Origin of the sequence: Aeromonas sobria, assembly GCF_006243315.1 — a bacterium.
In the GTDB taxonomy this organism is placed as follows: Bacteria; Pseudomonadota; Gammaproteobacteria; order Enterobacterales; family Aeromonadaceae; genus Aeromonas; species Aeromonas sobria_A.
Map to the genome: position 1 here is coordinate 1 of NZ_NKWE01000018.1, position 22,303 is coordinate 22,303.

The window sequence follows — 22,303 nt, forward strand, 5'->3', positions numbered from 1 at the left end:
CGCCCGCCCCGGTCGTGGTCCCCCCTCCACCAGCCGAACCGGAAGTGGTGGATCAAACCTTCAACCTCAGTTCCGATGTGCTGTTCGCCTTTGGCCAAGCAGATCTCAAGCAGGAGGGGATGAGTGCGCTGGAAGATCTCTACCAGCAGATCGTCGACGTACAACCCAAGGATGGCAGTGCGGTCGTGATGGGTTATAGCGACCGTATCGGTTCAGCGGCCAACAATCAGGCACTGTCGGAGGCGCGGGCAACCACGGTGGCCAACTTCCTGATCAGCAAAGGGCTGCCCGCCGACAAGGTGAGCATCCAGGGCAATGGCGCGAGTAATCCGGTCACCGGCAACCAGTGTGATGCCATCAAGGCGAAGGCGGCGCTCATCGACTGCCTTGGGCCGGATCGCCGGGTAGAGGTGCGTGTCACCGGTGTACAGGGCGGCAGCGAGTAGTTGATCTTGAGGCGATAACCATGTCAGACGTGCAGTAAAAAGGGATGCCGAGGCATCCCTTTTGCTTTGCCACTTCCCGCAGAAATCAGAACGAGGTGCGACGATAGCGGCGATATTCCGGATGCCAGAAGTTGGCGTCGATGGCCTGATCGATCACCTCGTCCGGAGTCTGCACCGCCTTGCCCTGCAGCATGGCGGTCTTGGCCACCATCTTGGCGATGTAGCGGGAGACCTCGTGAATATCTGCCAGATCCGGCAGCAGAGAGCCTTCCGCACCTTTTACCAGCGGCGAGCACTCCGCCAGCGCACGGCTGGCCGACATCAGCATGGCATCGGTCACCCGGGTGGCGCCGGAGGCGATAACGCCCAGACCAATCCCCGGGAAGATAAAGGAGTTGTTGCACTGGGCGATGACGTAGCGCTTGCCCTTGTGCTCCACCGGCGCAAACGGGCTACCGGTTGCCACCAGCGCCTGACCGTCGGTCCAGCGGATGAGATCTGCCGGCGTCGCTTCAACCCGGGAGGTGGGGTTGGAGAGCGGGAAGATGATGGGACGGGCACAGTGCTTGTGCATGGTCTTGACCACCTCTTCGGTAAACAGCCCCGGCTGGCCGGATACCCCGATCAAAATGTCCGGATGAGCGTGCTCCATCACCTCCAGCAAAGAGATGTTGTCCCCCACCGGCCAGTCGGCAATGCGCTCCACCGGCTGAGAGAGACGGCGCTGGAAGTCGAGCTGGTTGGGGATCTTGTCGGTGATAAGACCAAAACGGTCCACCATAAAGACCCGGCTCCGGGCCTGTGCATCGGTCAGCCCCTCGGCCTTCATCTGCGCCACTATCTGCTCGGCAATACCGCAGCCCGCGCTGCCCGCACCGAGGAAGGCGACCCGCTTCTCGGAAAGCTTGGCTCCAGAGGCCTTGCAGGCGGCGATCAGGCTGCCCAGGGTCACTGCGGCTGTGCCCTGAATATCGTCGTTGAAGCAGCAGAGCTCGTTCTTGTAGCGGTTGAGCAGCGGCATGGCGTTGTTCTGGGCGAAATCCTCGAACTGCAGCAGGATATCGGGCCAGCGGCGCTTGACCGCCTGAATGAAGGCATCGACAAACTCCGCATACTCTTCACCTGAGATGCGCGGATTGCGCCAGCCCATATAGAAGGGGTCATTGAGCAGTTGCTGGTTGTTGGTGCCCGCATCCAGCACCACCGGCAGGCAGTAGGCTGGCGAGATACCGCCACAGGCGGTGTAGAGCGACAGCTTGCCGATGGGGATGCCCATGCCGCCAATCCCCTGGTCACCCAGACCCAGGATCCGCTCGCCATCGGTGACCACGATCACTTTGACGTTCTGCTTGGTGGCGTTTTGCAGCATGTCATCGATCCGGTCCATATCCGGATAGGAGATAAACAGGCCACGGGCGCGGCGGTAAATGTTGGAGAACTCCTCGCACGCCTTACCGACAGTCGGGGTATAGATGATCGGCAACATCTCGGTCAGGTGGTTGTGCAACAGACGGTAGAACAGCGTCTCGTTGGTGTCCTGAATGTTGCGCAGATAGATGTGCTTGTCCATGTCGTTACCAAACGCCATAAACTGGCGATAGGCGCGCTCGGCCTGCTCTTCGATGGTCTCGATATTTTGCGGCAGTAACCCTTCGAGATTAAAGTGGCCGCGCTCTTCACTGGTGAAGGCGCTGCCCTTGTTGAGCAGTGGGGTCTCCAGCAGGGCGGGACCGGCGTAGGGAATGTAGAGGGGGCGTTTCTTATTATCTTCAAACATGGATCTTGATACCTAAACGATTAGCGGAACGTAGGAGCCCGCCGATCCTAGGGACTTGTGCCATGAATTTCAAAGAGTTTGCACATCTGTTGCAAAAGGTTTGCGACTCAGTCGACGAAAAGCACCCGGCGTCTGCCCTGTCAGGCGGCGAAAGCGGTTGGCAAAGTTGGCCCCATCACTGTAACCAACCCGGAGCGCCAGCTCACCGAGTGACCAGTTGGTATAGAGCAACAACTGGCGCGCCTTGCTCATTCTGAGCTCGGTCACCCTCGCCATCGGCCCCATGCCAAATACTTGCTGACAGAGGCGATGCAGATGGGGCACCGAGCAGGCCATCTGGTCAGCCAGCAGGGCCACACTCCAGGGTTCGTCAAGGCGCGCCTCCACCCGGCGAAACAGCGCCTGTAACCGCAGCTCCGGGGTGCCCCGCACCTCACCTTGCAGGGTGCGCTCCAACAGTGCCAGCAGCAGACTGAGTAGTTGAGGCTGCAACGGTGAGCGCACGCCTTCTACCTGCATCAGGCTGAGCAGATGGTAGAGCTGATCGCCGCCATCCCCTTGCCAGATGCGATGACCAAGCCGGTGCAGGTGCTGCCAGCGCGGCACGTCATCGAGCAAAATCCAGCTGATCTGCCAGCTCTCCCCAACCAGCTTGAGACCACCAGGCTGTGCGGCAGGCAGAAAGATGAGCGACCCGGCCGGAATGGCTTGCTCCCCCTCGGTGGTGAGCAGCACCCCACCCTCATCGTGGCTCACCATCAAGATGTGGAACTCAGGCCGGTTGCGGCGGATCAGGTAGTGATCCCGCACCCGGGAGAGGCCGGTCAGAAGGATGCCCGCCTCACCGAGCAGAGGCAGCCCTTCACGCCCCAGCATCCACTCTTCGCAGGCCGGCGCTATCTCCAGACACTCGCTGATAAATGGCATAACACCTCAACAGGATAGTTTTGCACAAGAAAATCGAGAGGTCTCCACAGTGGGGAAACCTCGACATCCACCTATCATACCCCTGACAAACCTTGCTTTTCTCACCCCAGGTTAACAACTATGAATTATTGGCAAGCGATTTTAAAACAAACCACCGATCGTGAGTTCATGACCCGACTGTGGCGGCTGGCGCTGCCTGTCTCGCTGCAGTCCATGATGTTCTCCCTGCTCGGCCTCATCGATATCATGATGGTGAGTCAGCTTGGCACCACGGCGGTAGCGGCGGTCGGCTTGGGTAACCGGGTCGTGTTTTTCAATATGCTGGTAATAGGGGGCCTCTCGGGCGGGGTCTCGGTATTGTCAGCGCAATACTTCGGGCGCGGCGAGCTGGCGGGAGTGCGCCGCTCCCTGGCGCTGGCGCTGGTGGGGGCCCTGCTGATTACCCTGCCGTTTGCCTTTCTCTATGTGTTATCGCCGGGTAGCGTGCTGGGCTTTGCCAGCCAGGATCCGGCACTGCGCCTGCTGGCGGATCAATTCCTGATGATCACCGGCGCCACCATCCTCTGCACCGCCATCGTGTTGCCGCTGGAGTCAGCGCTGCGCTCGGTGGGCAATGCCGCAGCCCCGACCCGCATCGGCATTATCGCCATCATCGCCAACGTCATCCTCAATTATGCCCTCATCTTCGGTCACTTCGGCTGCGAGGCGATGGGGGTGGCCGGGTCGGCCTGGGGCACCACCATTTCGCGCCTGCTACAAACGGCCTTGCTGCTGATCTATGTGAAGCGTTATGAGTCACGGCTGATCCCGCGCGCACCAGACTGGCTGGCCGCCTTCAAACGCAAGGAGGTGGTGCGCTTCACCCTGATCGCCCTGCCGCTCTTGTTCCACGACGGGCTCTGGGCCTTTGGCATGCTAATTTACGGCTTTCTCTACGCCCATCTCGGCACCGATTCGCTGGCCATCATGACCACCCTCGGCACGCTGGAGAGCATTCTTATCTCCCTCTTCGTCGGGCTGGCAGTGGCCTGCTCTACCCTGCTCGGCCACCGGCTCGGGGCCGAGCAGTACGACATCGCCTGGCAACACTCCCAGCTGTTCCTGCTGCTGGCACCGATTGGTGCGCTATTGGTGGGGATCGCGGTCTGGTTGCTGCAAGCCAATCTGCTGCAGTGGGTCGGCAACCTCCCCCCCGAGCTGATGAGTGAGGCGGGACAAGTACTCGGCATCATGTGTCTGGGGATGCTGCTCAAGGTGTTCAATATGGTGGGGATCATCGGCGTACTGCGCTCTGGCGGCGATGTGAACTACAGCATTTTCATCGATATCGTCGGCATGTGGTGCATCGGCATCCCGCTCGCCTGGGTGGCCGTCAGTGTGCTCGGCTGGCCCCTCTCCTGGGTGGTAGCAGTGGTGTTGCTGGAGGAGCTCTGCAAGGTGCTGCTGGTGCAACGCCGCATTCGCCAGCGGCGCTGGCTCAAAAACCTGGTGATAGGATAAACAGCACGGATCGGGGTCATATCAATGACAGTAAAAACCCGTTTGCAGTATGCTAGTCGCCTCTCAATTCAGAGGCAGGGCGCCGCCATATGCCGCAACGCCGCTGCCTCGTAGTCGTTTAAGGAGCCGAGCATGCAACCCGAAAAAGAGCTGATAACCGAAAGTGCCTTGCTGGAGATGGCCAATACCATCATCAAGAACCACGAGGATTTCATCCACGGCATGCGTGCCGATTCGGTGGAGCAAAAGAGCGACATTCTGGTATTCAAAGGGGAGTTCTTCCTGGCCGAAGATGGCACCCCGACCGGCAAAACCATGGCGGTGTTCAACATGTTCAAGCTGCTGGCCCAGCAGCTCTCCGGCAAGTACCGGCTGAGCTAAGTTCGACACTTCGCCAACAAGATGCCGCCCTCAGGCGGCATCTGTTTTTTCACCCGGCTGATGCTCAACCACCACGCAGTTGCGACCCGCCATCTTGGCCTGATAGAGACACTCGTCGGCACGGTTGATCAGAATATCAATGGTGTCATCGGTGCGGGCCATGGCAATCCCGATACTCACCGTCACCTCCAGCAACTCATCAGCGGTGGGGCTTTTCACCAGCCGCGCCTCGACCGCAATACGCAGCCGCTCGGCCACTTTGCTTGCCTGCGCCGGGTCAGCACAGTTGTGGATCAAAATGGCAAACTCTTCGCCGCCATAGCGCCCCAACACCATCCCTGAGTCCAGTTGTTCATTCAAGGTCGCCGCGACATCTTTGAGCACCGCATCCCCCGCCAGATGACCATAGATGTCATTGATCCGCTTGAAGCGGTCCAGATCCAGCAGCAACACAGCAAACGATCTCTTCTTGGCTAACAGCCTGACACGGGCTTGCTCCAGCTCTTTCATCAACAAGCGGCGATTCATCATGCCGGTCAGCTCGTCGGTGGTCGATTCCCGATAGAGCCGCAGCAACATGTTGAGCTGACCACACTGCACCCAGCAGCTGGCCAGTGTGAACATGCCGAGCACCCACACCTGATTCAGGGTGGCCTGACTCCAGATGCTCTGGCCCACCAGCAGCCAGTGGCCCAGCAGCATGGTCAGCAGCACCACCCCCGCCAGTTGTAACCCGAGGGAAAGAGGAATAGGAAAGATGGCAAACAGGGTGATCAGCAGATAGGGAAAGGCGACATAGCCCGCTTGCAACTGCTGTTCCGTGCCAAAGCTATGGAGGCAAAAGAGCGAGAAAAGCATCATCACCGCCATCAAATAGCCGAGTGCCAGCTTCATCCGCTCACGACGAAAGTGGATGAGATAGGAGAGCGGGATCAGGGGGGAGAGCGCCAGCGTGCAGAAGATCCTGGCCTGAAACAGTTGCTCGAAATGACCCGCAGGCAAGGTAGCCCAATCGATCACCGCCCACACCGGCAAGCCCGCCATCAGCAGGCAGGTGAGCAGGCGCAAACGCACTGTCATAAAGCCCATGCGGGTACGGGTAAAATCTTCGGAGTGAGCCTTGGCACTCCAGAACTCCGCCAATTTCAGCATCTGGATGCTCCACATAACTAAAGAGGGCTCATTCTACACCGAGTCTGGGGGGGGCAAGGGGAAATTAAACCGTGATAAGGGTCACACAAACCGACAGATGATAACCGCAGCGCGCAAACGTTTCAATGCATCGAAAAATAAACCTTTTTCCGCATAATTAGCGCTGGTCAGCACAGTTTCAATCACTACAATAGCGCCCAATTTTCTCCCCCTCCCCACACCATTCGAGGTACTTATGGAACAGGCTGCCGCCGCCCCCATCACCCCTGAGGCACATCCACCCCGACGAGCGCACAGCGAACTGGTCTACGGCATAGATGATGTCCCTCCACTGCCCCAGACCCTGTTCGCCGCCCTGCAGCATATGCTCGCCATGTTTGTCGCCATCATCACTCCCACTCTCATCATCGCCAATGCCCTCGGGCTCCCTGCTGCCGACACCCGTTATATCGTCTCCATGTCACTGGTCATGTCCGGCATCGCCTCCTTCATCCAGACCCGCCGCTTCGGCCCTGTCGGTTCCGGTCTGTTATCGGTACAGGGCACCAGCTTCAACTTCCTCGGCCCTATCATCGCCTCGGGCCTCGCGCTGCAACAAGCCGCCATGCCGACGGAAGATATGCTCGGCACCCTGTTCGGCACCATGATGGTGGCGGCACTCACCATGGTGATCCTGAGTCGCTTTCTGCATCTGGTACAAAAGGTGATCACCCCGCTGGTGACCGGCATAGTGGTGTTGCTGATCGGCCTGACCCTGATCAAGGTGGGTCTGATCAGCATGGGCGGTGGCTACGGTGCCCTTGCGGATGGCAGCTTTGCCAGCCACAGCAACCTGTTGCTTTCCCTGCTGGTGCTCGGTCTTATCGTGCTGCTGCAGCGCAGCCGCAACCCCTGGCTGCGCCTCTCGGCCATCATGATCGCCATGCTGACCGGCTATGCCGTGGCGCTGCTGCTGGGCAAGGTGACACCACCAACCTTTGACGGCCCCATGGTGATGGTGCCGATCCCCTTGCGCTATGGCCTTGGCTTTGACTGGCAGCTGTTTGTGCCACTGGCCATCATCTTTGTGGTCACCGCACTGGAGGCCATTGGTGATATGACCGCCACGTCGGATGTCTCTGGCGAACCGGTGAGCGGCAAGATCTATATGAAACGGATTAAAGGTGGGGTGCTGGCTGATGGTTGCAACTCGATCATGGCGGCGCTCTTCTCCACCTTCCCCATGTCTACCTTCAGCCAGAACAATGGTGTGATCCAGCTGACCGGGGTGGCCAGCCGCTATGTCGGCCTGTTTATCGCCGGCATGCTGGCGCTACTCGGCCTGTTCCCCGCGGTCGCCAGCCTGGTACAACAGATCCCGGAACCCGTACTGGGAGGGGCCACCATAGTGATGTTCGGCACCATTGCTGCCGCAGGTGTCCGCATTATTTCCCGCGAGGAGCTGGATAGACGGGCCCTGATGATCCTGGCAGTCTCGATTGCGATGGGGCTGGGCGTCGCCCAGGTGCCCGAGGTCTTGCAACATATGCCGGAACTCGTCAAGAGCGTGCTCTCCTACGGCGTCGCCACCGGTGGTATCACTGCTATCTTGATGAACCTGTTGCTACCCAAGCGCGAAAAGCCCCACGTCTGAGTCATCACTACCCGATAGCGGATTTCAGTGTGGCGATGCCCGGTTTTTCCGGGGAGGTGACGGGTAGTGACAAGGCTCGCCGGGCGCCAAACAGGATCATCGATTGACTCATCGCCATTTCTGTCAAGATAATAGGTAAATCAACAATATGAAGCGAAGTGGCCCTGATCCAAATCAGGGCCACTTCGCGCTTGGCAGGTTACTATCCCGCTCTCGTCTCGTTCAAAGGTTTCACCTCTCTCATGCTGATGGATCTCTCTGGCCTGCTGCGCGGACTGCTGACCGACAGTCGCATCGATTTCACTTCGCTCAAGGGGGGGATCTAGCATGCCCATGGACTTCTCCAGTCTGTTACGCCGACTGCTCACCGATAGCCACATCTACTTCGCCCTCAAGGTGCTGCTGACCATTCTCGGTCTGCTCGCCTTCACCCTGGCCACCGGCAATATCCAGCTCACCGTGCTGCTCTCTCTCGGGGTAGTGGCAGGCGCCATCGCCGAGACCGACGACAGCCTGTGGGGACGGCTCAAGAACCTCGCCATGACACTCATCTGCTTCATGTTTGCGTCGCTGTGCGTGCAGTATCTCTACCCCACCCCCTGGCTATTCGCCATCGGGCTGGCCAGCTCTACCTTTATCTTCGTGATGGTGGGGGCGCTCGGCGCCCGCTACGCCACCATCAGCTTTGGCTCGCTGCTGATCGCTATCTACACCATGCTGGGGGCCGCCAAGGCGCCGGATCTCTTCTATCAGCCGCTGGCGCTCGGCGCCGGTGCCCTCTGGTACGGGCTGGTCTCTTTCATCTGGCTCTGGCTGCTGCCCTACAAGACCCTGCACGAGCAACTGGCCCAGAGCTACTTCGCCCTTGGCCGTTATCTGCTGGAAAAATCCCGCTTCTTCCCGGCAGATGAGCACGGCGCCCAGGCCATTCGCCACAATCTGGCCCAGCTCAATATCAATCTGGTGAGCGCGCTGACCCTCACCAAGTCGGCCCTCAACGCCCGCCTCAGCCGCCGCCATCCAGCCAGCCCGGAGCTTGCCAGCCTGCTGCGCCTCTACCTGCTGGCGCTGGAAATTCACGAGCGCGCCACCTCCAGCCACTACCCCTACAGCCGACTGGAAGCTGAGCTCAAACAGGGCATAGTACTGGAAGGATTTCAGGAGGTGTTCCTGCAACTCTCCGAGGCGTGTCAGCGGCTCGGTTACGCCATTCTGGTACACAAACCTTACGCCCATAACAAGCGCATTCACTGGACGCTGCAGGCCCTTGGCGATCAGCTGGAGTTCACCCACCTCAAGCAGCACTACCCGAAAACCCTGCTGACGCCGATGAAGTTCCTGCGCCGCAATCTGGCCAACATCAACCAACTGCTGGGCAGCGCCGAGGGGCTGCAAAACCCCGATCAGGCGCCGCAAAACCTGCCCGCGCTGGCGCGCCCGCCCCGCTTGCCGCTGCTGACCCAGCTCAAGCAGCACCTCACCCTGCACTCCATGGTGTTTCGCCATGCATTGCGCTTGTCGCTCGGGCTGGTGATTGGCTACGGCATACTGCAAGCCTTTGATCTGGAAAAGGGTTACTGGATATTGCTCACAGTGCTGTTTGTCTGCCAACCCAGCTACAGCGCCACCCGCCGCCGACTGGTGCAGCGGATGCTCGGCACCTTTGTCGGGATACTGGTGGGTATTCCGGTGCTCTGGCTGTTCCCCGAGCTGCACGTCCAGCTGGTAGTGATGGGGCTGGCCGCCTTCCTCTTCTTCACCCAGGTGCGCAACAACTACAGCGCCGCGGTCTGCTTTATCACCCTCTATGTGCTGATGGCGTTCAACCTGCTCGATGGCATCGGCTTTGCTATTCTGGGGCCGCGCTTGCTCGATACCCTGCTCGGCTGCCTGATCTCCTACGGGCTGGTGGCCTGGCTCTGGCCGGACTGGCAATACAAGCGGCTACCGACCCTGATCGCCAATTCCCTGTCGGCCAACGCCCGCTACCTCTCGGCGGTGCTGGCGAGCCTCACCCAGCAGCGGGATGAGTCCATCGACTATCGGGTGGCGCGCAAGAGCGCCCATCTGGCGGATAGCGAGCTGGCCACCGCCTGGCAGAGCATGCTGGTGGAGCCGCAAAAGCGCCGCCGTTTCCTCGATCTCTGCTTTACCCTCACCTGGCGCAACCACGCCCTGCTCTCCTATATCTCGGCGCTGGGGGCCCATCGCGACAAGCTGGAGGCAGTAAACGGGCTGGAGGAGCTGCGCCACCATATCTGCCACACCCTGGAGCAGGCTGCCGGCCATCTGGCGGGTAACCCCTCCAGCTCCATCGGCAACAAGAACCTGCTGATCACCCCAGATGGCGACCAAGAGTACAGCGAGGAGCAGCTGATGCTGACCCAGCAGCTCAACCTCATCAGCGAGCTGGCGGATCAGTTGCTGCATCTGGCCAACGAGAGCCGGTTGCTCACCGGGGGTCAAGGCGCTACCATGCCCGCCCAATCCTGATAGCCCCATTAGCGAGGAGCCCCATGTCTGCGTCCGAACAACATCAGCTGGAATTGAACGGCCAACTCATAAAGACCGATGCCAAGGGCTACCTGCTCAACAGCAGCGACTGGAGCGAGGAGCTGGCGCTGGTGCTGGCTGCGCAGGAGGGGATCGAGCTGGAGGAGCCGCACTGGGAAGTGGTGCGCTTTGTGCGCGCCTTCTATCTGGAGTTCAACACCTCCCCCGCCATCCGCGCGCTGGTCAAGGCGATGGAGAAGCAGTACGGCCCCGAGAAGGGCAACAGCCGCTACCTCTACAAACTGTTCCCGGAAGGGCCCGCCAAGCAGGCGACCAAGATTGGCGGCCTGCCCAAGCCGGTGAAATGCATCTGATCCCATAAAACGGGGGCCGCAACTGCGGCCCCCGTTGTTTCTGGTGCGCCTTGCTCACGCACCTTCCATTCATATTCCTCGCACTGACTCAGCCAGCCTTATCCCCGCTGTTCAGCCTGTGCCACCAACTGTTCCGCCAACCGATGACCGTGCAGGTAGGAGGCGATCAGCTCGCTATCGGCCTTGCCCGATCCAATTTGCTGATACCAGTGTTCCAGCATGGCGGCAAAGCCGCGCTGGGCCAGCACCGGCTGCCAGTCGTTGGGGGCCAGCGTCTGCGCCTGCTTGTCGCGGGCTATGATGCCGCGAGTGCAATTCTCAAGGTGCAGGGAGAGATTGTCGCCGTAGGCGTCGATGCGCTCCTCGGTGATCCCGGCGCTGCGATTCATGCTGCCGCTGATGGCGCGATCGCCGCTCTGCCAGCTGACACTCACCCCTGCCAGCAAGCGCTGGTCCTGGGCACCTGGCCGCAGCACCGCCTGAAAATCCCCCTGTGGCGCGCCGCCATAAAAACAGAGGCTGTCGAGCACATGGATAAAGTCATCGAACATAAAATCCCGTGCCCGCCCGGGCAGGGCAAAGCGGTGTTTTTGCCAGTTGAGTTCGGTGAGCGGCTGGGCACGGGCGGCATCCATGGCGGGCAGATAACGGCGGTTAAAGCCGACAAACAGCGCACAATCCTGCGCCATGGCGAGGTTGGCAAGCTCCTCGGCCTCGGCCAGATTGTCACACAGCGGCTTGTCGACAAAGGTGGGGATCCCTGCGCGCAGGCACTGCTCGGCAATCTGGCTGTGGACGGCGGTGGCGGCGTGGATCATCACGGCGTCGGGGCGACTGGCCAGCAGCGCATTAACATCGGTGTACGACTCGGGGATCCGGTACTGACGGGCGAGCTTCTCCAGCACCGCTGGATTGCGGGTGCAGAGCAGCGGGGTGACCCGCTCATCGCTCGTCAGCAGCGGCAGATAGGCTTTTTGGGCGATATCCCCCAGACCAATCATGGCAATGCGCATCTCAACTCCTTTTCACTCGATAACGGGGCAAGCGGATAACTGCCCGCACCATCGCAGGATTTCCCCCGCAGATCCAGCCTGCCGTTACCGCGCTGCTGACGCTGGCCTTGCTCGGCAAGTGGCTGCGTTATCTGGGCGTGGCAAGGGCGCTGACCGACTTAATCACCTCGGCCAGCCACTCGATAGCCAGATTGCCCTGACTTTTTCTGTGCCTGCCGACCACCACCTCGAACGGCTGCGGCGCCCCGGCCAGCTCCAGCAAGCGAAAATCCCCGAGGGCGGCGATGGCCGACGGAATGCAAGCTGCCACGTCATTGACCGACATAAAGGCTTGCAACGAGGTGTAACAGGGGAGCGTCGCCACCGCCGAGCGGGTGACCTGCTGCGGGCTCATTTGTCCTTCAAAATTGCCGACGCTGTTGGCGAACTGCACAAAGGGGATGGCCGCCATATCCTGCAGCTGGGTATTATCCGGAAGATATCGGGAGTCCTGGCGCAGCACGCAGCAGTAGTGATCCCGGCGCAAGGTGGCGCGCAGCAACCCCGGGTCGATGTAGGCATCAAAGCCAATCACCAGATCCGTCTCGCCGCTGGCCAGCGCGTCCAGATGCAGTTCAGCCTGAAAGTCCACCACATCGAGCCGGATGGAGGGTGCCTGACGTCGCAGAGCGCTCGCCAGCCTTGGGATAATGGCGAGCTGGGCATACTCGTTGGCCATCACCCTGAAGGTGTGCTGGCTGCTGGCCGGAACGAAGGGGGCAGCCACAAAGACCCCGTCGATGTCGGCCAGGATCTGCTCAAACTTGTCGGCCAGCTCGCAGGCGTAGTCAGTCGGCTGCAATCCGGCGCTCTGGCGGATAAACAGCTCGGCGGGAAAGGCGTCGCGCAGCTTTTTCAGATGACTGCTCACCCCCTGCTGGGAGATCTCCAGCAGCTCGGCCACCCGCGACACACTCTTGTGTCTGACCAGCAACACCAGCACCCGCATCTGCCTGATATCGATCTTCTCCACCGTCACCTCACCATTTTAAGTTGTATCACATACAAATTACCCATGATTTACATTGTATCAGTGACTCTCTAACCTTGCAGCTCTTCCAGCAAAGCGAGGTTAACGATGAAAACTGTCATTCTGATTGGTGCTCAGGGGAAAATGGGGCAAGCCGCCCTCAGTGGTCTGGGCAAGCACAAGGTGATCACCGCCAGCCGCTCCGGCGAGGGGTGTGATTTTCAGGTGGATATCACCAGCAGGGAGTCTATCGAGCGGCTCTACCAGCAGGTCGGCACCTTCGATGCGGTGGTCAATACCGCCGGCTATTGCGAATACGCCCCCTTTGGCGAGATGAGCGACGAGCAGTGGCAAACCACCATCCAGAGCAAGCTGATGGGCCAGATCAATCTGGTCAATGTCGGCCTCAACTACATCAACCAGGGCGGCTCCTTCACCCTGATCTCCGGCATCCTCAATATCAAGCCGATCCCGCTGGCCATTGCCGATGCCACCACCAGTGGCGCCATCGATACCTTTGTCCAGTGCGTGGCCCACGAGCTGCCCCGCGGCATCCGCATCAATGTGGTCAACCCGACCGTACTGGAAGAGGCGTGGGACGTATATGGCGAGATGATGCCCGGCTTCCAGCCGGTGCCGGGCGCCCTGGTCGGCAAGGCGTTTGAGCGCTCCGTCGATGGCTTTATTACCGGCCAGGTGCTCTATGTCGATGCCTGATCCGGTTCAGGTGTGAACCCACTGCCTTTGTAATTCCTTGTCGATGTTTTTCCTCTTCCCCGAAAGCGCCTGCTCTCGGGGCTTTTTGTATTTGGATCGCCAAGCCTGTCACAGAATGGGTTTCGTATTGAACCCTTTTTGGCTAACATGCCGCACTTCACGAAGCGACAAGGGCAAGGAAGCGATGAGCAACAAGACAGTTCAATCCCTCTTTCACTACAAGCGGTGGGCCGATGGCGAGCTGCTGGATGCGATCGCCACACTCGATGCGCAGCAATATGGCGAGGCCCACCACACCTGCCTTAGGATCTTCAACCATATCCATGTGGTCGATGCCATCTTCAAAGCGAATCTACTGGGTAAAACCCACGGCTTTGCCGCCACCAATACCCCGGAGACACCAACGTTGACCGCCCTTCGCAACGCAGTCACCGAGCTGGATAACTGGCTGGTGGATTACGTCGCGGCCATCAGCCCGCAGGAGGGGGCAACCCCGCTCTCATTTCGCTTTGTCGATGGTGACAAGGGGCAGATGAGCCGCGACGAAATGTTGCTCCATCTGGTGACTCACGGCGGCTATCACAGGGGGGCTATCGGGCGGATTCTGGTGCAATGCAGCATCACGCCGCCGCGCGATACCCTGACCACCTTCCTGCATCGCAGCGAGCCAGCACGGCAACGATGACCCTCTCGTGGCCCGGGCCGTGACGAGATGATCCTGCGCTAAGCCGCACGTCTCATCGTCAAACAAAAACCGGCATCACATGGATGCCAGTTTTTTATGGCTGCCGTTTACCCTTGTGCCATAAGACAACCAAAAGGCTCAAATAACGTATCTAATGGCATTATAATGAGCCGTTATGCAACAATATAATGCCCTCCCCTCGCTAAAGTGATCCCGTTACCACACGAGGAGTCACCCCCATGAAATTGCTCAAACCTGCCGCCCTGCTGCCCCTGCTCTGTATGGCGGCCCTGCCCACCTCTGCCATGACCTTGCGCAGTGGCGATATTCACGAAGGCCAGCTGATGGACAAGCAGTTCAGCTTCAACAGCTTTGGCTGCAGCGGCGATAACCGCTCGCCCCAGCTGAGCTGGCAGGATCTGCCCGCTGGCACCCAGCGCGTCGCCATCACCGCCTACGACCCCGATGCCCCCACCGGCAGCGGCTGGTGGCACTGGCTGGTGGTGAACCTGCCTGCCACCCAGAGCGAGCTGGCCAGGAATGCCTCCGGCAAGCTCAAGCAGGGATTAGAGATACGCACCGACTTTGGCAACCAGGGTTACGGCGGCCCCTGCCCGCCCGCTGGCCACGGCATGCACCGCTATCAGTTCACCGCTTGGGCCCTGCCCCATGATCTCGAGGTGAAGACCGATACCCCGCCCGCTATGGTAGGCTACATGCTCAACAGCATAGCGCTCGGCAAGGCCACCCTGACCGCCACATTCGTCACCCCCTAGGAGCCAACCGGATGAGCACTCCCCTGCTGCAACAGAGCCACTATCTCGGGATCCGCCAGCAGCCCCTGCACCGGGTGCTCATCTATGCCCCGACCCTCATCTGGGTCACTCAGGGGAGCAAGCAACTGTGGTGGCGAGAGCGGCGTCTGTCATTTGACAGGGAGCGTTGGCTGCTGATCCCGGCAGGCCACCAGCTCACCTTCGTCAATCAGCCGGAGCAGGGCAAATTTCGCTCCCACGCCATCACATTGCTCACCCCGCCGCCGCAGGAATGGCTGGCCGCGTCAGCCCCTTCCCATACCGATCTGGATGAGCCCAGCGTCAAAATCACGCCCGGGCTCGCCTTCTGCTTTGAGCTGATCAGCACCATGGCCGAACGGGGTCTGAGCGAGACGACCCAAGCCGAGCTGCTGCGCGGATTCTATGCCGAGCTACGGGCCGAAAATGCCCTCGGGTTGCTCTTCCCCGCCAGCACCATGACCCTCGGCGAGCGGCTGGCCCGCTACCTGGCGGTCGAGCCCGGCATAGACCACACCCTGGAGGCGGTAGCCCCCCACTTCGCCATGAGTCGCGCCTCCATGGTGCGCAAGCTGGCCGCCGAAGGTCGCAGCTTTCGCCAGTTGCTGGCTCAGGTGCGCATGAGCCACGCCCTTAACCTGTTGCAACAGGGCCTGCCCCCGCTGGAGGTCGCCCTCGCTTGCGGTTATGACTCCCCCAGCCGTTTTGCAGCCCGCTTCAAACAGGAGTTCGGCCTGACTCCCCACCAATATCTGCACACCTGTCCATCCACCCCGCTCAGTCACGCCAGATAGTCGATAAGTAATGCTCCAAAGAGAGTTACTGCCAGCAGTTGTCTGTCCTTGGGCTGCGCAATGGATGGCAACACCCATGATGCAAAAGGCCTCCGGATGGAGGCCTTTCTGTTTTCACTTAAGTTGCACTCACGCGGTACCCGCCGCGCTGCAGATACGCCCGCCTCTTAGCCGGTCGTGAGCGGCAGCGAGAGTCGTTTGGCCAGCGCCTGAAAGTGCTGGCTCACCTCGGCCCCGAACAGGGGATCGCCAATGGCACGGTTCTGCCAGTTTTGCTCCAGCTGGCGCCAGTCATCCTCGGTCAGGGCGTTACGCAGATGGGGGAAGATCTCCCCCTCTTCGTAGTTCATGTGCGCCTCTTGCAGCGCCACAAATTGCTCCAGTCTGCTGGTGAACTGATCAAGGGGGATCACCGCATCCATCAGGATCATCTCTACCATCTCCTTGAGATCGGTACCCGCCTCCAGCAATTTGAGGTGATCTTCTTGCAAGCGGTGAGCCACCTCACCCTCTACCATCCGATACTTCAGGTAGTAGTCATAGATGAGGTCTTCCTTGGGATGGTGATACTTGTCAGAAACCTCCCGCAGATAGTCGATGACATCCCGCACCAAGAAGTAGCTGATCGGCTGTTCGGCATGGATCGCCGCCAACTTGTGCTTGAGCAGCTCCAAGAGTCGGGCGATGTTGAGATGTTCCTTGTGCAGACTGGATAACATGGGCACTCCTTGGCTCTCAATTAATGTTATGTCCCTGAGTATACGGTCATTTGTCGCCCAAACTTTGCACTCAATCAAGTGAAGTGCAGACAGAATTCCACAGGATCGGCTCCTTGCCCTGCTGTTCCAGCAAGCGATTGGTCTCGGTAAAGTGGCCACAACCGATGAAACCACGGTGGGCAGAGAGAGGGCTCGGATGGGGTGCGGTCAACACATGGTGGCGCTGACGATCGATAAAACGCCCCTTCTTCTGGGCATGTGCCCCCCACAACAGGAAGACTACCCCCTGACAGCTGGCATTGATCTGCTCGATAACCCGATCGGTGAAGGTCTCCCAACCGAGCTGAGCGTGAGAGTGAGCCTGACCGGCCTGCACCGTCAGCACTGTATTGAGCAGCAAGACCCCCTGTTTGGCCCAGGATTCGAGAAAGCCGTGATTGGGGGTGACAAAGTCTGGCAGATCCCGCTGCAACTCTTTATAGATGTTGACCAGGGAAGGCGGGGTACGCACCCCGGGTAGGACGGAGAAACAGAGACCGTGCGCCTGATTGGGGCCGTGGTAGGGGTCCTGTCCCAGGATCACCACCTTGACCTGATCCAGTTCGGTCAGCTTGAAGGCATTAAACACATCGGCTGTTGGCGGGTAGATCACCTTGCCCGCTTCCCGCTCCGCTCTGACGGTCGCCAGCGTAAGTTTGAAATAGTCCTGCTCTTTTTCAGAGCCAATCACATCACTCCAGGTCTGCACCCCTAACTCCTCACTTGAATCGGCGAAGGGCTCAGGATAGGGGGCCAGCCTACAAGACGCAACAGTAGCTCACTGTTGCCAGATCCGAGCAACACGCCCCGAGCGCTCCAACTTGTGCAGGCCTGCGTTGAACAGCAACATCAGACGGCGCGCATCAGGATCGGCCTTGCGCATCAGCAGGTATCCCGGTTGCGACCAGATAGGATCAGCGACGTGGGTCAGCGCCAGCGATGGGGGATGACGGGAGATCGCTTGCTGGAACAGGGTCTGTGCCACCTGCTCATCCATCACCAGATAGTTGATACGCCCGGCGAGCAACTTGCCCATGCTCTGCTCATCGGAATCTGACCACTCGAGGGTAAGCCCGGCTTGGCGGGCGGCAAAACCATCGCCATAAAAATAGCCACGGGTGACCCCGACCGGCTGCTCTTTTAGCTCCCCCAAATTCACCTGCGGCGAACCGGCCAGCATAAAGAGGCGAGTCGTGAAATCGCCGAGCGAGGCAGAAAAATAAAAGTACTGTTCACGTTCACTGGAACGGAACCAGGGCATGGTGACCACATACCTCCCCTCCTGGGTCAGCCGGTAAGCCTCGGCCCAGGGGTAGAAGTGAAAACTGACATCCAGCCCCGACTGGGCGAAGGCCTCGCGTACCAACTGGCAGAGAAAGCCCTGATTGGGCAGCGCCTCACTGATATAGGGCGGCCACTCGCCCACGGCAATGCGCACCGTCTCGGCACGCACTGCGCTGGTACAACAACACAACAGGGCTAGCCATGCCCACTTTCGCCACCCACTCTTCACCCGGCACTCTCCTCAGTGTGTTTGCTGAGTGTAGCCAATCCCCCTGCTCTCATCAGAAAAAAGCCTAAAAGATGTAGTTAAATTACTAAATTGGCGATATAAAAGATGCATTATCTGGATATCTTACAATTTCGGAAAAATGACCTAAATTTGATTCAACTCAATAAATTAATACCGTTGACATGCGGCTTTATTGAATTTTATTGATTTGGATCAATTTTGGTAATATTACCACCATGGTATATATGACCGCATCAAAGTAAAGGTGTAAGGCAAGGGCCCTTTAAGTCATCGCCATCGACGGTAGCTTAAATACATCAGGGTAATTTCCTTACAGTTGGATTCGCGTTCCCATTGAGGAGTCATACCATGATCAAAGGCATTCAAATCACCCAAGCTGCTAACACCGCTCTGCTGAACTCTTTCTGGCTGCTGGACGAAGAGAAGCAACAAGCTCGCTGCATCTGCGTCAAAGGCGATGCTTTCGCTGCCGATCAAGAAGTGCAACTGGCTGACCTGGGTCAGTTCGAATATCGTGAACTGCCAGTGCAAACTGACCCGGTTGTTGAAGGTGGCCAGCACCTGAACGTCAACGTTCTGCGTCGCGAAACCCTGGAAGATGCTATCGCTAACCCGGAGAAGTACCCGCAGCTGACCATCCGTGTATCTGGCTATGCAGTGCGTTTCAACGCACTGACCCCGGAACAGCAGCGTGACGTGGTTACCCGTACTTTCACCGCCAGCCTGTAATCAGCGCTTTGCAGTGAACCGCTGATACTCACGGTATCAACACAAAAAGATACTCGCGGTATCAGCACAATAAAAAACGGCCAAACGGCCGTTTTTTATTGTCTCCGCACCAGCCAACGCGGCCGTGCGGGGGAAAATGCGCTTAGGCCCTGTCCACTTCCAGCTGCCCGGCCTTGCCGCCGAGCACCGCATCCATCTTCTTCTGGTCCAACTGCTTGCAGTATTTGGCGACCACCACAGTAGCAACCCCGTTACCGATCAGGTTGGTCAGCGCCCGCGCTTCGGACATGAAGCGATCGATCCCGAGGATCAGCGCCAAACCGGCCAGTGGCAGATGACCCACCGCCGAAATGGTCGCCGCCAGCACGATAAAGCCGCTACCGGTTACCCCGGCCGCCCCTTTCGAGGAGATCAGCAGCACCACCAGCAGGGTGATCTGCTGGAACAGGTCCAGCGGCGTATTGGTGGCCTGCGCGATGAAAATCGCCGCCATGGTCAGATAGATGGAGGTGCCATCCAGGTTGAAGGAGTAACCGGTCGGAATAACGAGCCCTACTACCGATTTCTGGCAACCCAGCTTCTCCATCTTGTCCAGCATCCGTGGCAATACCGACTCGGAAGAGGAGGTCCCCAGCACGATCAGCAGCTCCTCGCGAATGTAGGAGATAAAACGCAGGATGCTAAAACCGGAGGCTTTGGCGATGCTGCCCAGCACAACGAAGATGAAGAAGAGGCAGGTGATATAGAAGCAGGCGATCAACTGGCCCAGCTGTACCAGCGAACCCACCCCATATTTACCGATGGTAAATGCCATTGCCCCGAATGCACCGATCGGTGCCAGTCTCATTATCATATTGATAATGCCAAATATGACTTTGGAGAAACTGTCGATGACGCCGAAAATAACCTGTCCCTTCTCGCCAATATGATGCAGGGAGAAACCGAACAGCACCGCAAACAGCAATACCTGCAAGATATTGCCGCTGGCAAAGGCACCGATCACGCTGCCCGGAATAATATCCAGTAAAAAGGCGATAATGCCCTGGGACTTGGCCTGTTCCGCATAGGCAGAGATGGCGCTGGCATCCAGCGCGGCCGGATCGACGTTCATGCCGGCCCCCGGCTGCAACAGGTTGACCACGCACAGCCCGATGATCAGGGCGATGGTGCTGACCACCTCGAAGTAGAGCAGAGCAATGGCACCGGTCTTGCCGACTGCTTTCATGCTCTCCATCCCGGCAATACCGGTGACCACGGTACAGAAAATAACGGGGGCGATGATCATCTTGATCAATTTGACGAAGCCATCACCGAGGGGCTTCATATCAGCGCCCAGTTCCGGATAGACATGCCCCAGCAATACCCCGAGGGTGATCGCGAGCAATACCTGAAAATAGAGGCTGCTAAATAGTTTCTTTCGCATTATTAACGTCCTGTTAATTTAATTGCACATTGTTAGGGCAGCAATAAGCATGCAGATAGCCGGGACGAGATATCTGCGTATCTCACCCGATCCATGCCGTTTCTGCATTACTACGGCGACTACTCTACATGTAATAAAAAACAATTAAGAGACATTAATCACACAACAAAATTAACACCTTTAACGCCACAGCAACCAATGGTTGTTTGATCAAAGATTAATTTTAGCCTTTAGCAAAATATGGCAGATATAAAAAATGCCCCGCATTGCGGAGCATTTTTCATCAAGCACGACAGCGTCGGGATCAGACCGAGGTATCGAGAGGTTCGAAGCCCTTGATCAGGTCATCGATGGCCTTCATCTGCTTGAGGAAGCCTTCCAGCTTCTCCAGCGGCAAGGCGCTCGGGCCATCGCAGCGAGCGATCTTCGGATCCGGGTGGGATTCAATAAACAGACCGGCCAGACCGACCGCCATACCAGCGCGAGCCAGCTCGGTCACCTGCTCGCGACGACCACCGGAGGCAGCTCCCAACGGATCACGGCACTGCAGGGAGTGGGTAACGTCAAAAATAACCGGGTAACCGCCGGTGCTCTTCTTCATCACCCCCAGCCCCAGCATGTCTACCACCAGGTTGTCGTAACCAAAGTTGGCGCCGCGCTCGCAGAGGATCAAGCGGTCATTACCGCACTCTTCGAACTTGTCGGTGATGTTCTTCATCTGACCCGGGCTCAGGAACTGGGGCTTTTTGATGTTGATGACATTGCCGGTGCGCGCCATTGCTTCCACCAGATCGGTCTGGCGTGCCAGGAAGGCGGGCAGCTGGATCACATCAACCACCTCGGCAACAGCCTTGGCCTGATGGGGCTCGTGCAGATCAGAGATCACCGGCATGCCGAAGGTGGCTTTCAGCTCCTGGAAAATCTTCATCCCCTCTTCCAGACCCGGGCCGCGATAGGAGTGGATAGAAGAGCGATTAGCCTTATCCCAGCTCGCCTTGAAGACAAACGGAATACCCAGCCTGGTCGTCACTTCCATATACTTTTCGCACACCGCCATCGCCATATCGCGCGATTCCAGTACGTTCATGCCGCCGAACAGCACAAACGGTTTGTCGTTGGCAACGTCGATCTCGTTGATCTTGATATTCTTCTGGTCCATCTAAGACATCCTTAATAAACGGGTTTGGGTCTTGGGGCATGAAGCCAAGTTAGTCGCTGCGACCGGGCACAGCAGCCTTGATATTCTTCTGTTTCAGTTCCAAGACATCTTTAATGAAGAGGCTTGGGGCATGAAGCCAAGTTAGTCGCTGCGACCGGGCGCAGCGGCCTTGATATTCTTCTGTGTCACTGCCAAGCCGTCCTTAATGGAGGGGCTTGGGGCTAAGATCCAGCGCGGCCAGCTGAACTTTGAGCACATCGGCTACCGGATCGTCCGGGCATTGTTCAATAAAATAGCTAAAATCGTCGGCGGCCTGACGGGGGCAGTCGAGCTGCTCGTAGATGAAGCCGCGATCCCGCGTCTCCAGCGGGTCGCCCGGCTTCATGCGCAATAGCAGCTCGCTGCAGCGCAGCGCCTCTGGCATGCGATCTTCCCGCAGCAGAGCACCCTTGCTGACGTTGAGCAGTCGCTCGATGATCTCCCACTGCCCAGACGGTTGCAGATAAGCCGGGGTCAGGGTGGCTAAATCCCCCAACGCACCGCGCAGCAGCAGTTCGATGCGGGCCAGACTCAGCTCATCGCCGGTAAAGGGATCGACATAGACCTCTCCTTCACCACCGGCAAAGCTGACCAGGAAGTGGCCGGGGAAACAGATCCCCTCCACATCGAGCCCGAGCTTGCGCCCCAGCTGAATAATCAAAATACCGAGGCTGACCGGGATCCCCTTGCGCTGCACTAGCACCTGATTGAGGTCACTATTATTCGCAGAGAAGTAATCCTGCCAGTCGCCATGAAAACCGAGCTGCTGGTAAAAGCCCTGCAACAGTTGCTCACGCACCTCGTCACACGTTCCCTCTTCGATCTGTTCGTCCAGCCACTCATCCAGCAGGGTCAACTCACGTCCTCCCTGCTCGGCAGATCCGTAAATCTCATCGCTGATCGACAACGCCAGTTCGGTGATGTCATGAGCTTCAAAATCGGTCCATTCGTCTATGCGTAACATCT

The 22,303-nt window shown here is 58.6% G+C and carries 23 protein-coding genes; 12 read left to right on the plus strand and 11 right to left on the minus strand.

Annotated features, from left to right (window positions below; all coding sequences use genetic code 11):
* A partial coding sequence (locus CF137_RS04540) for an OmpA family protein (protein WP_153227363.1) occupies positions 1 to 446 on the plus strand: 446 nt, incomplete at its 5' end.
* 85 nt (positions 447 to 531) lie between these two features.
* Here CF137_RS04540 and CF137_RS04545 read toward each other — a convergent pair.
* Both CF137_RS04545 and CF137_RS04550 read right to left on the minus strand, forming a co-directional pair.
* Positions 532 to 2,223: an NAD-dependent malic enzyme gene (locus CF137_RS04545; RefSeq protein WP_139718185.1), complete on the minus strand. Its 1,692-nt coding sequence runs from the start codon at positions 2,221 to 2,223 to the stop codon at positions 532 to 534.
* 69 nt (positions 2,224 to 2,292) lie between these two features.
* On the minus strand, positions 2,293 to 3,150 hold the full coding sequence (locus CF137_RS04550) for a helix-turn-helix transcriptional regulator (RefSeq protein ID WP_162515839.1): 858 nt from the start codon (positions 3,148 to 3,150) through the stop codon (positions 2,293 to 2,295).
* Positions 3,151 to 3,270: 120 nt separating this feature from the next.
* Between CF137_RS04550 and CF137_RS04555 the strand changes: the two genes are divergently transcribed.
* Together CF137_RS04555 and CF137_RS04560 are read left to right on the plus strand one after the other, a co-directional pair.
* Positions 3,271 to 4,650: an MATE family efflux transporter gene (locus CF137_RS04555; protein ID WP_139718186.1), complete on the plus strand. Its 1,380-nt coding sequence runs from the start codon at positions 3,271 to 3,273 to the stop codon at positions 4,648 to 4,650.
* Between the two features lie 132 nt (positions 4,651 to 4,782).
* Positions 4,783 to 5,031: a DUF2498 family protein gene (locus CF137_RS04560; RefSeq protein WP_042020559.1), complete on the plus strand. Its 249-nt coding sequence runs from the start codon at positions 4,783 to 4,785 to the stop codon at positions 5,029 to 5,031.
* A gap of 30 nt (positions 5,032 to 5,061) precedes the next feature.
* Here the strand turns inward: CF137_RS04560 and CF137_RS04565 are convergent, their stop codons facing one another.
* Positions 5,062 to 6,183 carry a GGDEF domain-containing protein gene (locus CF137_RS04565; protein ID WP_139718187.1) on the minus strand — a complete coding sequence of 374 codons (1,122 nt, stop codon included), beginning with the start codon at positions 6,181 to 6,183 and terminating at the stop codon, positions 5,062 to 5,064.
* Between the two features lie 235 nt (positions 6,184 to 6,418).
* On the opposite strand from CF137_RS04565, the gene CF137_RS04570 reads away from it, so the two are divergent.
* The 4 genes from CF137_RS04570 (at position 6,419) to CF137_RS04580 (ending at position 10,683) form a co-directional block, all read left to right on the plus strand.
* Positions 6,419 to 7,816, plus strand: a complete 1,398-nt coding sequence (locus CF137_RS04570) for a nucleobase:cation symporter-2 family protein (protein ID WP_139718188.1) — start codon at positions 6,419 to 6,421, stop codon at positions 7,814 to 7,816.
* A 158-nt stretch (positions 7,817 to 7,974) separates the two neighbouring features.
* A complete protein-coding gene (locus tag CF137_RS21960; RefSeq protein ID WP_157830565.1) occupies positions 7,975 to 8,142 on the plus strand; it encodes a hypothetical protein in 168 nt (55 codons plus the stop codon).
* A 1-nt stretch (position 8,143) separates the two neighbouring features.
* The gene (yccS, locus tag CF137_RS04575) at positions 8,144 to 10,309 is read left to right on the plus strand and encodes a YccS family putative transporter (protein WP_139718189.1); all 2,166 of its coding nucleotides are present in this window, start codon (positions 8,144 to 8,146) and stop codon (positions 10,307 to 10,309) included.
* A 23-nt stretch (positions 10,310 to 10,332) separates the two neighbouring features.
* Positions 10,333 to 10,683: a TusE/DsrC/DsvC family sulfur relay protein gene (locus tag CF137_RS04580; protein ID WP_068978729.1), complete on the plus strand. Its 351-nt coding sequence runs from the start codon at positions 10,333 to 10,335 to the stop codon at positions 10,681 to 10,683.
* A 98-nt stretch (positions 10,684 to 10,781) separates the two neighbouring features.
* Here the strand turns inward: CF137_RS04580 and CF137_RS04585 are convergent, their stop codons facing one another.
* Both CF137_RS04585 and CF137_RS04590 read right to left on the minus strand, forming a co-directional pair.
* Entirely contained in the window at positions 10,782 to 11,696 is a 915-nt protein-coding gene (locus CF137_RS04585) for a Gfo/Idh/MocA family protein (protein WP_139718190.1), read from the minus strand.
* A 127-nt stretch (positions 11,697 to 11,823) separates the two neighbouring features.
* Positions 11,824 to 12,708, minus strand: a complete 885-nt coding sequence (locus CF137_RS04590; protein WP_139718191.1) for a LysR family transcriptional regulator — start codon at positions 12,706 to 12,708, stop codon at positions 11,824 to 11,826.
* Positions 12,709 to 12,813: 105 nt separating this feature from the next.
* Between CF137_RS04590 and CF137_RS04595 the strand changes: the two genes are divergently transcribed.
* From CF137_RS04595 to CF137_RS04610, 4 genes are all read left to right on the plus strand, one after another.
* Positions 12,814 to 13,422, plus strand: coding sequence for a short chain dehydrogenase (locus tag CF137_RS04595; RefSeq protein ID WP_139718192.1), 609 nt, complete (start codon positions 12,814 to 12,816; stop codon positions 13,420 to 13,422).
* A 184-nt stretch (positions 13,423 to 13,606) separates the two neighbouring features.
* Entirely contained in the window at positions 13,607 to 14,107 is a 501-nt protein-coding gene (locus tag CF137_RS04600; protein ID WP_139718193.1) for a DinB family protein, read from the plus strand.
* Positions 14,108 to 14,346: 239 nt separating this feature from the next.
* Positions 14,347 to 14,883 carry a YbhB/YbcL family Raf kinase inhibitor-like protein gene (locus CF137_RS04605; protein WP_139718194.1) on the plus strand — a complete coding sequence of 179 codons (537 nt, stop codon included), beginning with the start codon at positions 14,347 to 14,349 and terminating at the stop codon, positions 14,881 to 14,883.
* Positions 14,884 to 14,894: 11 nt separating this feature from the next.
* A complete protein-coding gene (locus CF137_RS04610; protein ID WP_139718195.1) occupies positions 14,895 to 15,695 on the plus strand; it encodes a helix-turn-helix transcriptional regulator in 801 nt (266 codons plus the stop codon).
* 167 nt (positions 15,696 to 15,862) lie between these two features.
* Here the strand turns inward: CF137_RS04610 and CF137_RS04615 are convergent, their stop codons facing one another.
* From CF137_RS04615 to CF137_RS04625, 3 genes are all read right to left on the minus strand, one after another.
* Positions 15,863 to 16,414 carry a hemerythrin domain-containing protein gene (locus CF137_RS04615; protein ID WP_101325394.1) on the minus strand — a complete coding sequence of 184 codons (552 nt, stop codon included), beginning with the start codon at positions 16,412 to 16,414 and terminating at the stop codon, positions 15,863 to 15,865.
* 70 nt (positions 16,415 to 16,484) lie between these two features.
* Entirely contained in the window at positions 16,485 to 17,162 is a 678-nt protein-coding gene (gene ung, locus CF137_RS04620; protein ID WP_139718196.1) for a uracil-DNA glycosylase, read from the minus strand.
* Positions 17,163 to 17,231: 69 nt separating this feature from the next.
* Entirely contained in the window at positions 17,232 to 17,966 is a 735-nt protein-coding gene (locus tag CF137_RS04625) for a substrate-binding periplasmic protein (protein WP_139718197.1), read from the minus strand.
* Between the two features lie 369 nt (positions 17,967 to 18,335).
* Between CF137_RS04625 and grcA the strand changes: the two genes are divergently transcribed.
* Positions 18,336 to 18,716, plus strand: a complete 381-nt coding sequence (gene grcA / locus CF137_RS04630) for an autonomous glycyl radical cofactor GrcA (protein ID WP_042020546.1) — start codon at positions 18,336 to 18,338, stop codon at positions 18,714 to 18,716.
* Between the two features lie 142 nt (positions 18,717 to 18,858).
* On the opposite strand, the gene CF137_RS04635 is transcribed toward grcA, so the two are convergent.
* The 3 genes from CF137_RS04635 to CF137_RS04645 form a co-directional block, all read right to left on the minus strand.
* On the minus strand, positions 18,859 to 20,139 hold the full coding sequence (locus CF137_RS04635; RefSeq protein ID WP_139718198.1) for a dicarboxylate/amino acid:cation symporter: 1,281 nt from the start codon (positions 20,137 to 20,139) through the stop codon (positions 18,859 to 18,861).
* Between the two features lie 304 nt (positions 20,140 to 20,443).
* Positions 20,444 to 21,298: a 3-deoxy-8-phosphooctulonate synthase gene (gene kdsA, locus CF137_RS04640; RefSeq protein ID WP_139718199.1), complete on the minus strand. Its 855-nt coding sequence runs from the start codon at positions 21,296 to 21,298 to the stop codon at positions 20,444 to 20,446.
* A 202-nt stretch (positions 21,299 to 21,500) separates the two neighbouring features.
* Positions 21,501 to 22,301 carry a SirB1 family protein gene (locus CF137_RS04645; RefSeq protein ID WP_042020543.1) on the minus strand — a complete coding sequence of 267 codons (801 nt, stop codon included), beginning with the start codon at positions 22,299 to 22,301 and terminating at the stop codon, positions 21,501 to 21,503.
* Positions 22,302 to 22,303 lie beyond the last annotated feature (2 nt).

Excerpts from the sequence above, each read along its gene's own strand:
- CF137_RS04600 (WP_139718193.1), top strand. The coding sequence starts at position 13,607 with ATGAGCAACAAGACAGTTCAATCCCTCTTTCACTACAAGCGGTGGGCC.
- CF137_RS04560 (WP_042020559.1), top strand. The coding sequence starts at position 4,783 with ATGCAACCCGAAAAAGAGCTGATAACCGAAAGTGCCTTGCTGGAGATG.
- CF137_RS04545 (WP_139718185.1), bottom strand. The coding sequence starts at position 2,223 with ATGTTTGAAGATAATAAGAAACGCCCCCTCTACATTCCCTACGCCGGT.
- CF137_RS04565 (WP_139718187.1), bottom strand. The coding sequence starts at position 6,183 with ATGCTGAAATTGGCGGAGTTCTGGAGTGCCAAGGCTCACTCCGAAGAT.
- CF137_RS04585 (WP_139718190.1), bottom strand. The coding sequence starts at position 11,696 with ATGCGCATTGCCATGATTGGTCTGGGGGATATCGCCCAAAAAGCCTAT.
- CF137_RS04570 (WP_139718188.1), top strand. The coding sequence starts at position 6,419 with ATGGAACAGGCTGCCGCCGCCCCCATCACCCCTGAGGCACATCCACCC.
- CF137_RS04645 (WP_042020543.1), bottom strand. The coding sequence starts at position 22,301 with ATGTTACGCATAGACGAATGGACCGATTTTGAAGCTCATGACATCACC.
- CF137_RS04580 (WP_068978729.1), top strand. The coding sequence starts at position 10,333 with ATGTCTGCGTCCGAACAACATCAGCTGGAATTGAACGGCCAACTCATA.
- CF137_RS04550 (WP_162515839.1), bottom strand. The coding sequence starts at position 3,150 with ATGCCATTTATCAGCGAGTGTCTGGAGATAGCGCCGGCCTGCGAAGAG.
- yccS (WP_139718189.1), top strand. The coding sequence starts at position 8,144 with ATGCCCATGGACTTCTCCAGTCTGTTACGCCGACTGCTCACCGATAGC.
- CF137_RS04595 (WP_139718192.1), top strand. The coding sequence starts at position 12,814 with ATGAAAACTGTCATTCTGATTGGTGCTCAGGGGAAAATGGGGCAAGCC.
- CF137_RS04635 (WP_139718198.1), bottom strand. The coding sequence starts at position 20,139 with ATGCGAAAGAAACTATTTAGCAGCCTCTATTTTCAGGTATTGCTCGCG.
- CF137_RS04610 (WP_139718195.1), top strand. The coding sequence starts at position 14,895 with ATGAGCACTCCCCTGCTGCAACAGAGCCACTATCTCGGGATCCGCCAG.
- grcA (WP_042020546.1), top strand. The coding sequence starts at position 18,336 with ATGATCAAAGGCATTCAAATCACCCAAGCTGCTAACACCGCTCTGCTG.
- CF137_RS04605 (WP_139718194.1), top strand. The coding sequence starts at position 14,347 with ATGAAATTGCTCAAACCTGCCGCCCTGCTGCCCCTGCTCTGTATGGCG.
- CF137_RS04615 (WP_101325394.1), bottom strand. The coding sequence starts at position 16,414 with ATGTTATCCAGTCTGCACAAGGAACATCTCAACATCGCCCGACTCTTG.
- CF137_RS04555 (WP_139718186.1), top strand. The coding sequence starts at position 3,271 with ATGAATTATTGGCAAGCGATTTTAAAACAAACCACCGATCGTGAGTTC.
- kdsA (WP_139718199.1), bottom strand. The coding sequence starts at position 21,298 with ATGGACCAGAAGAATATCAAGATCAACGAGATCGACGTTGCCAACGAC.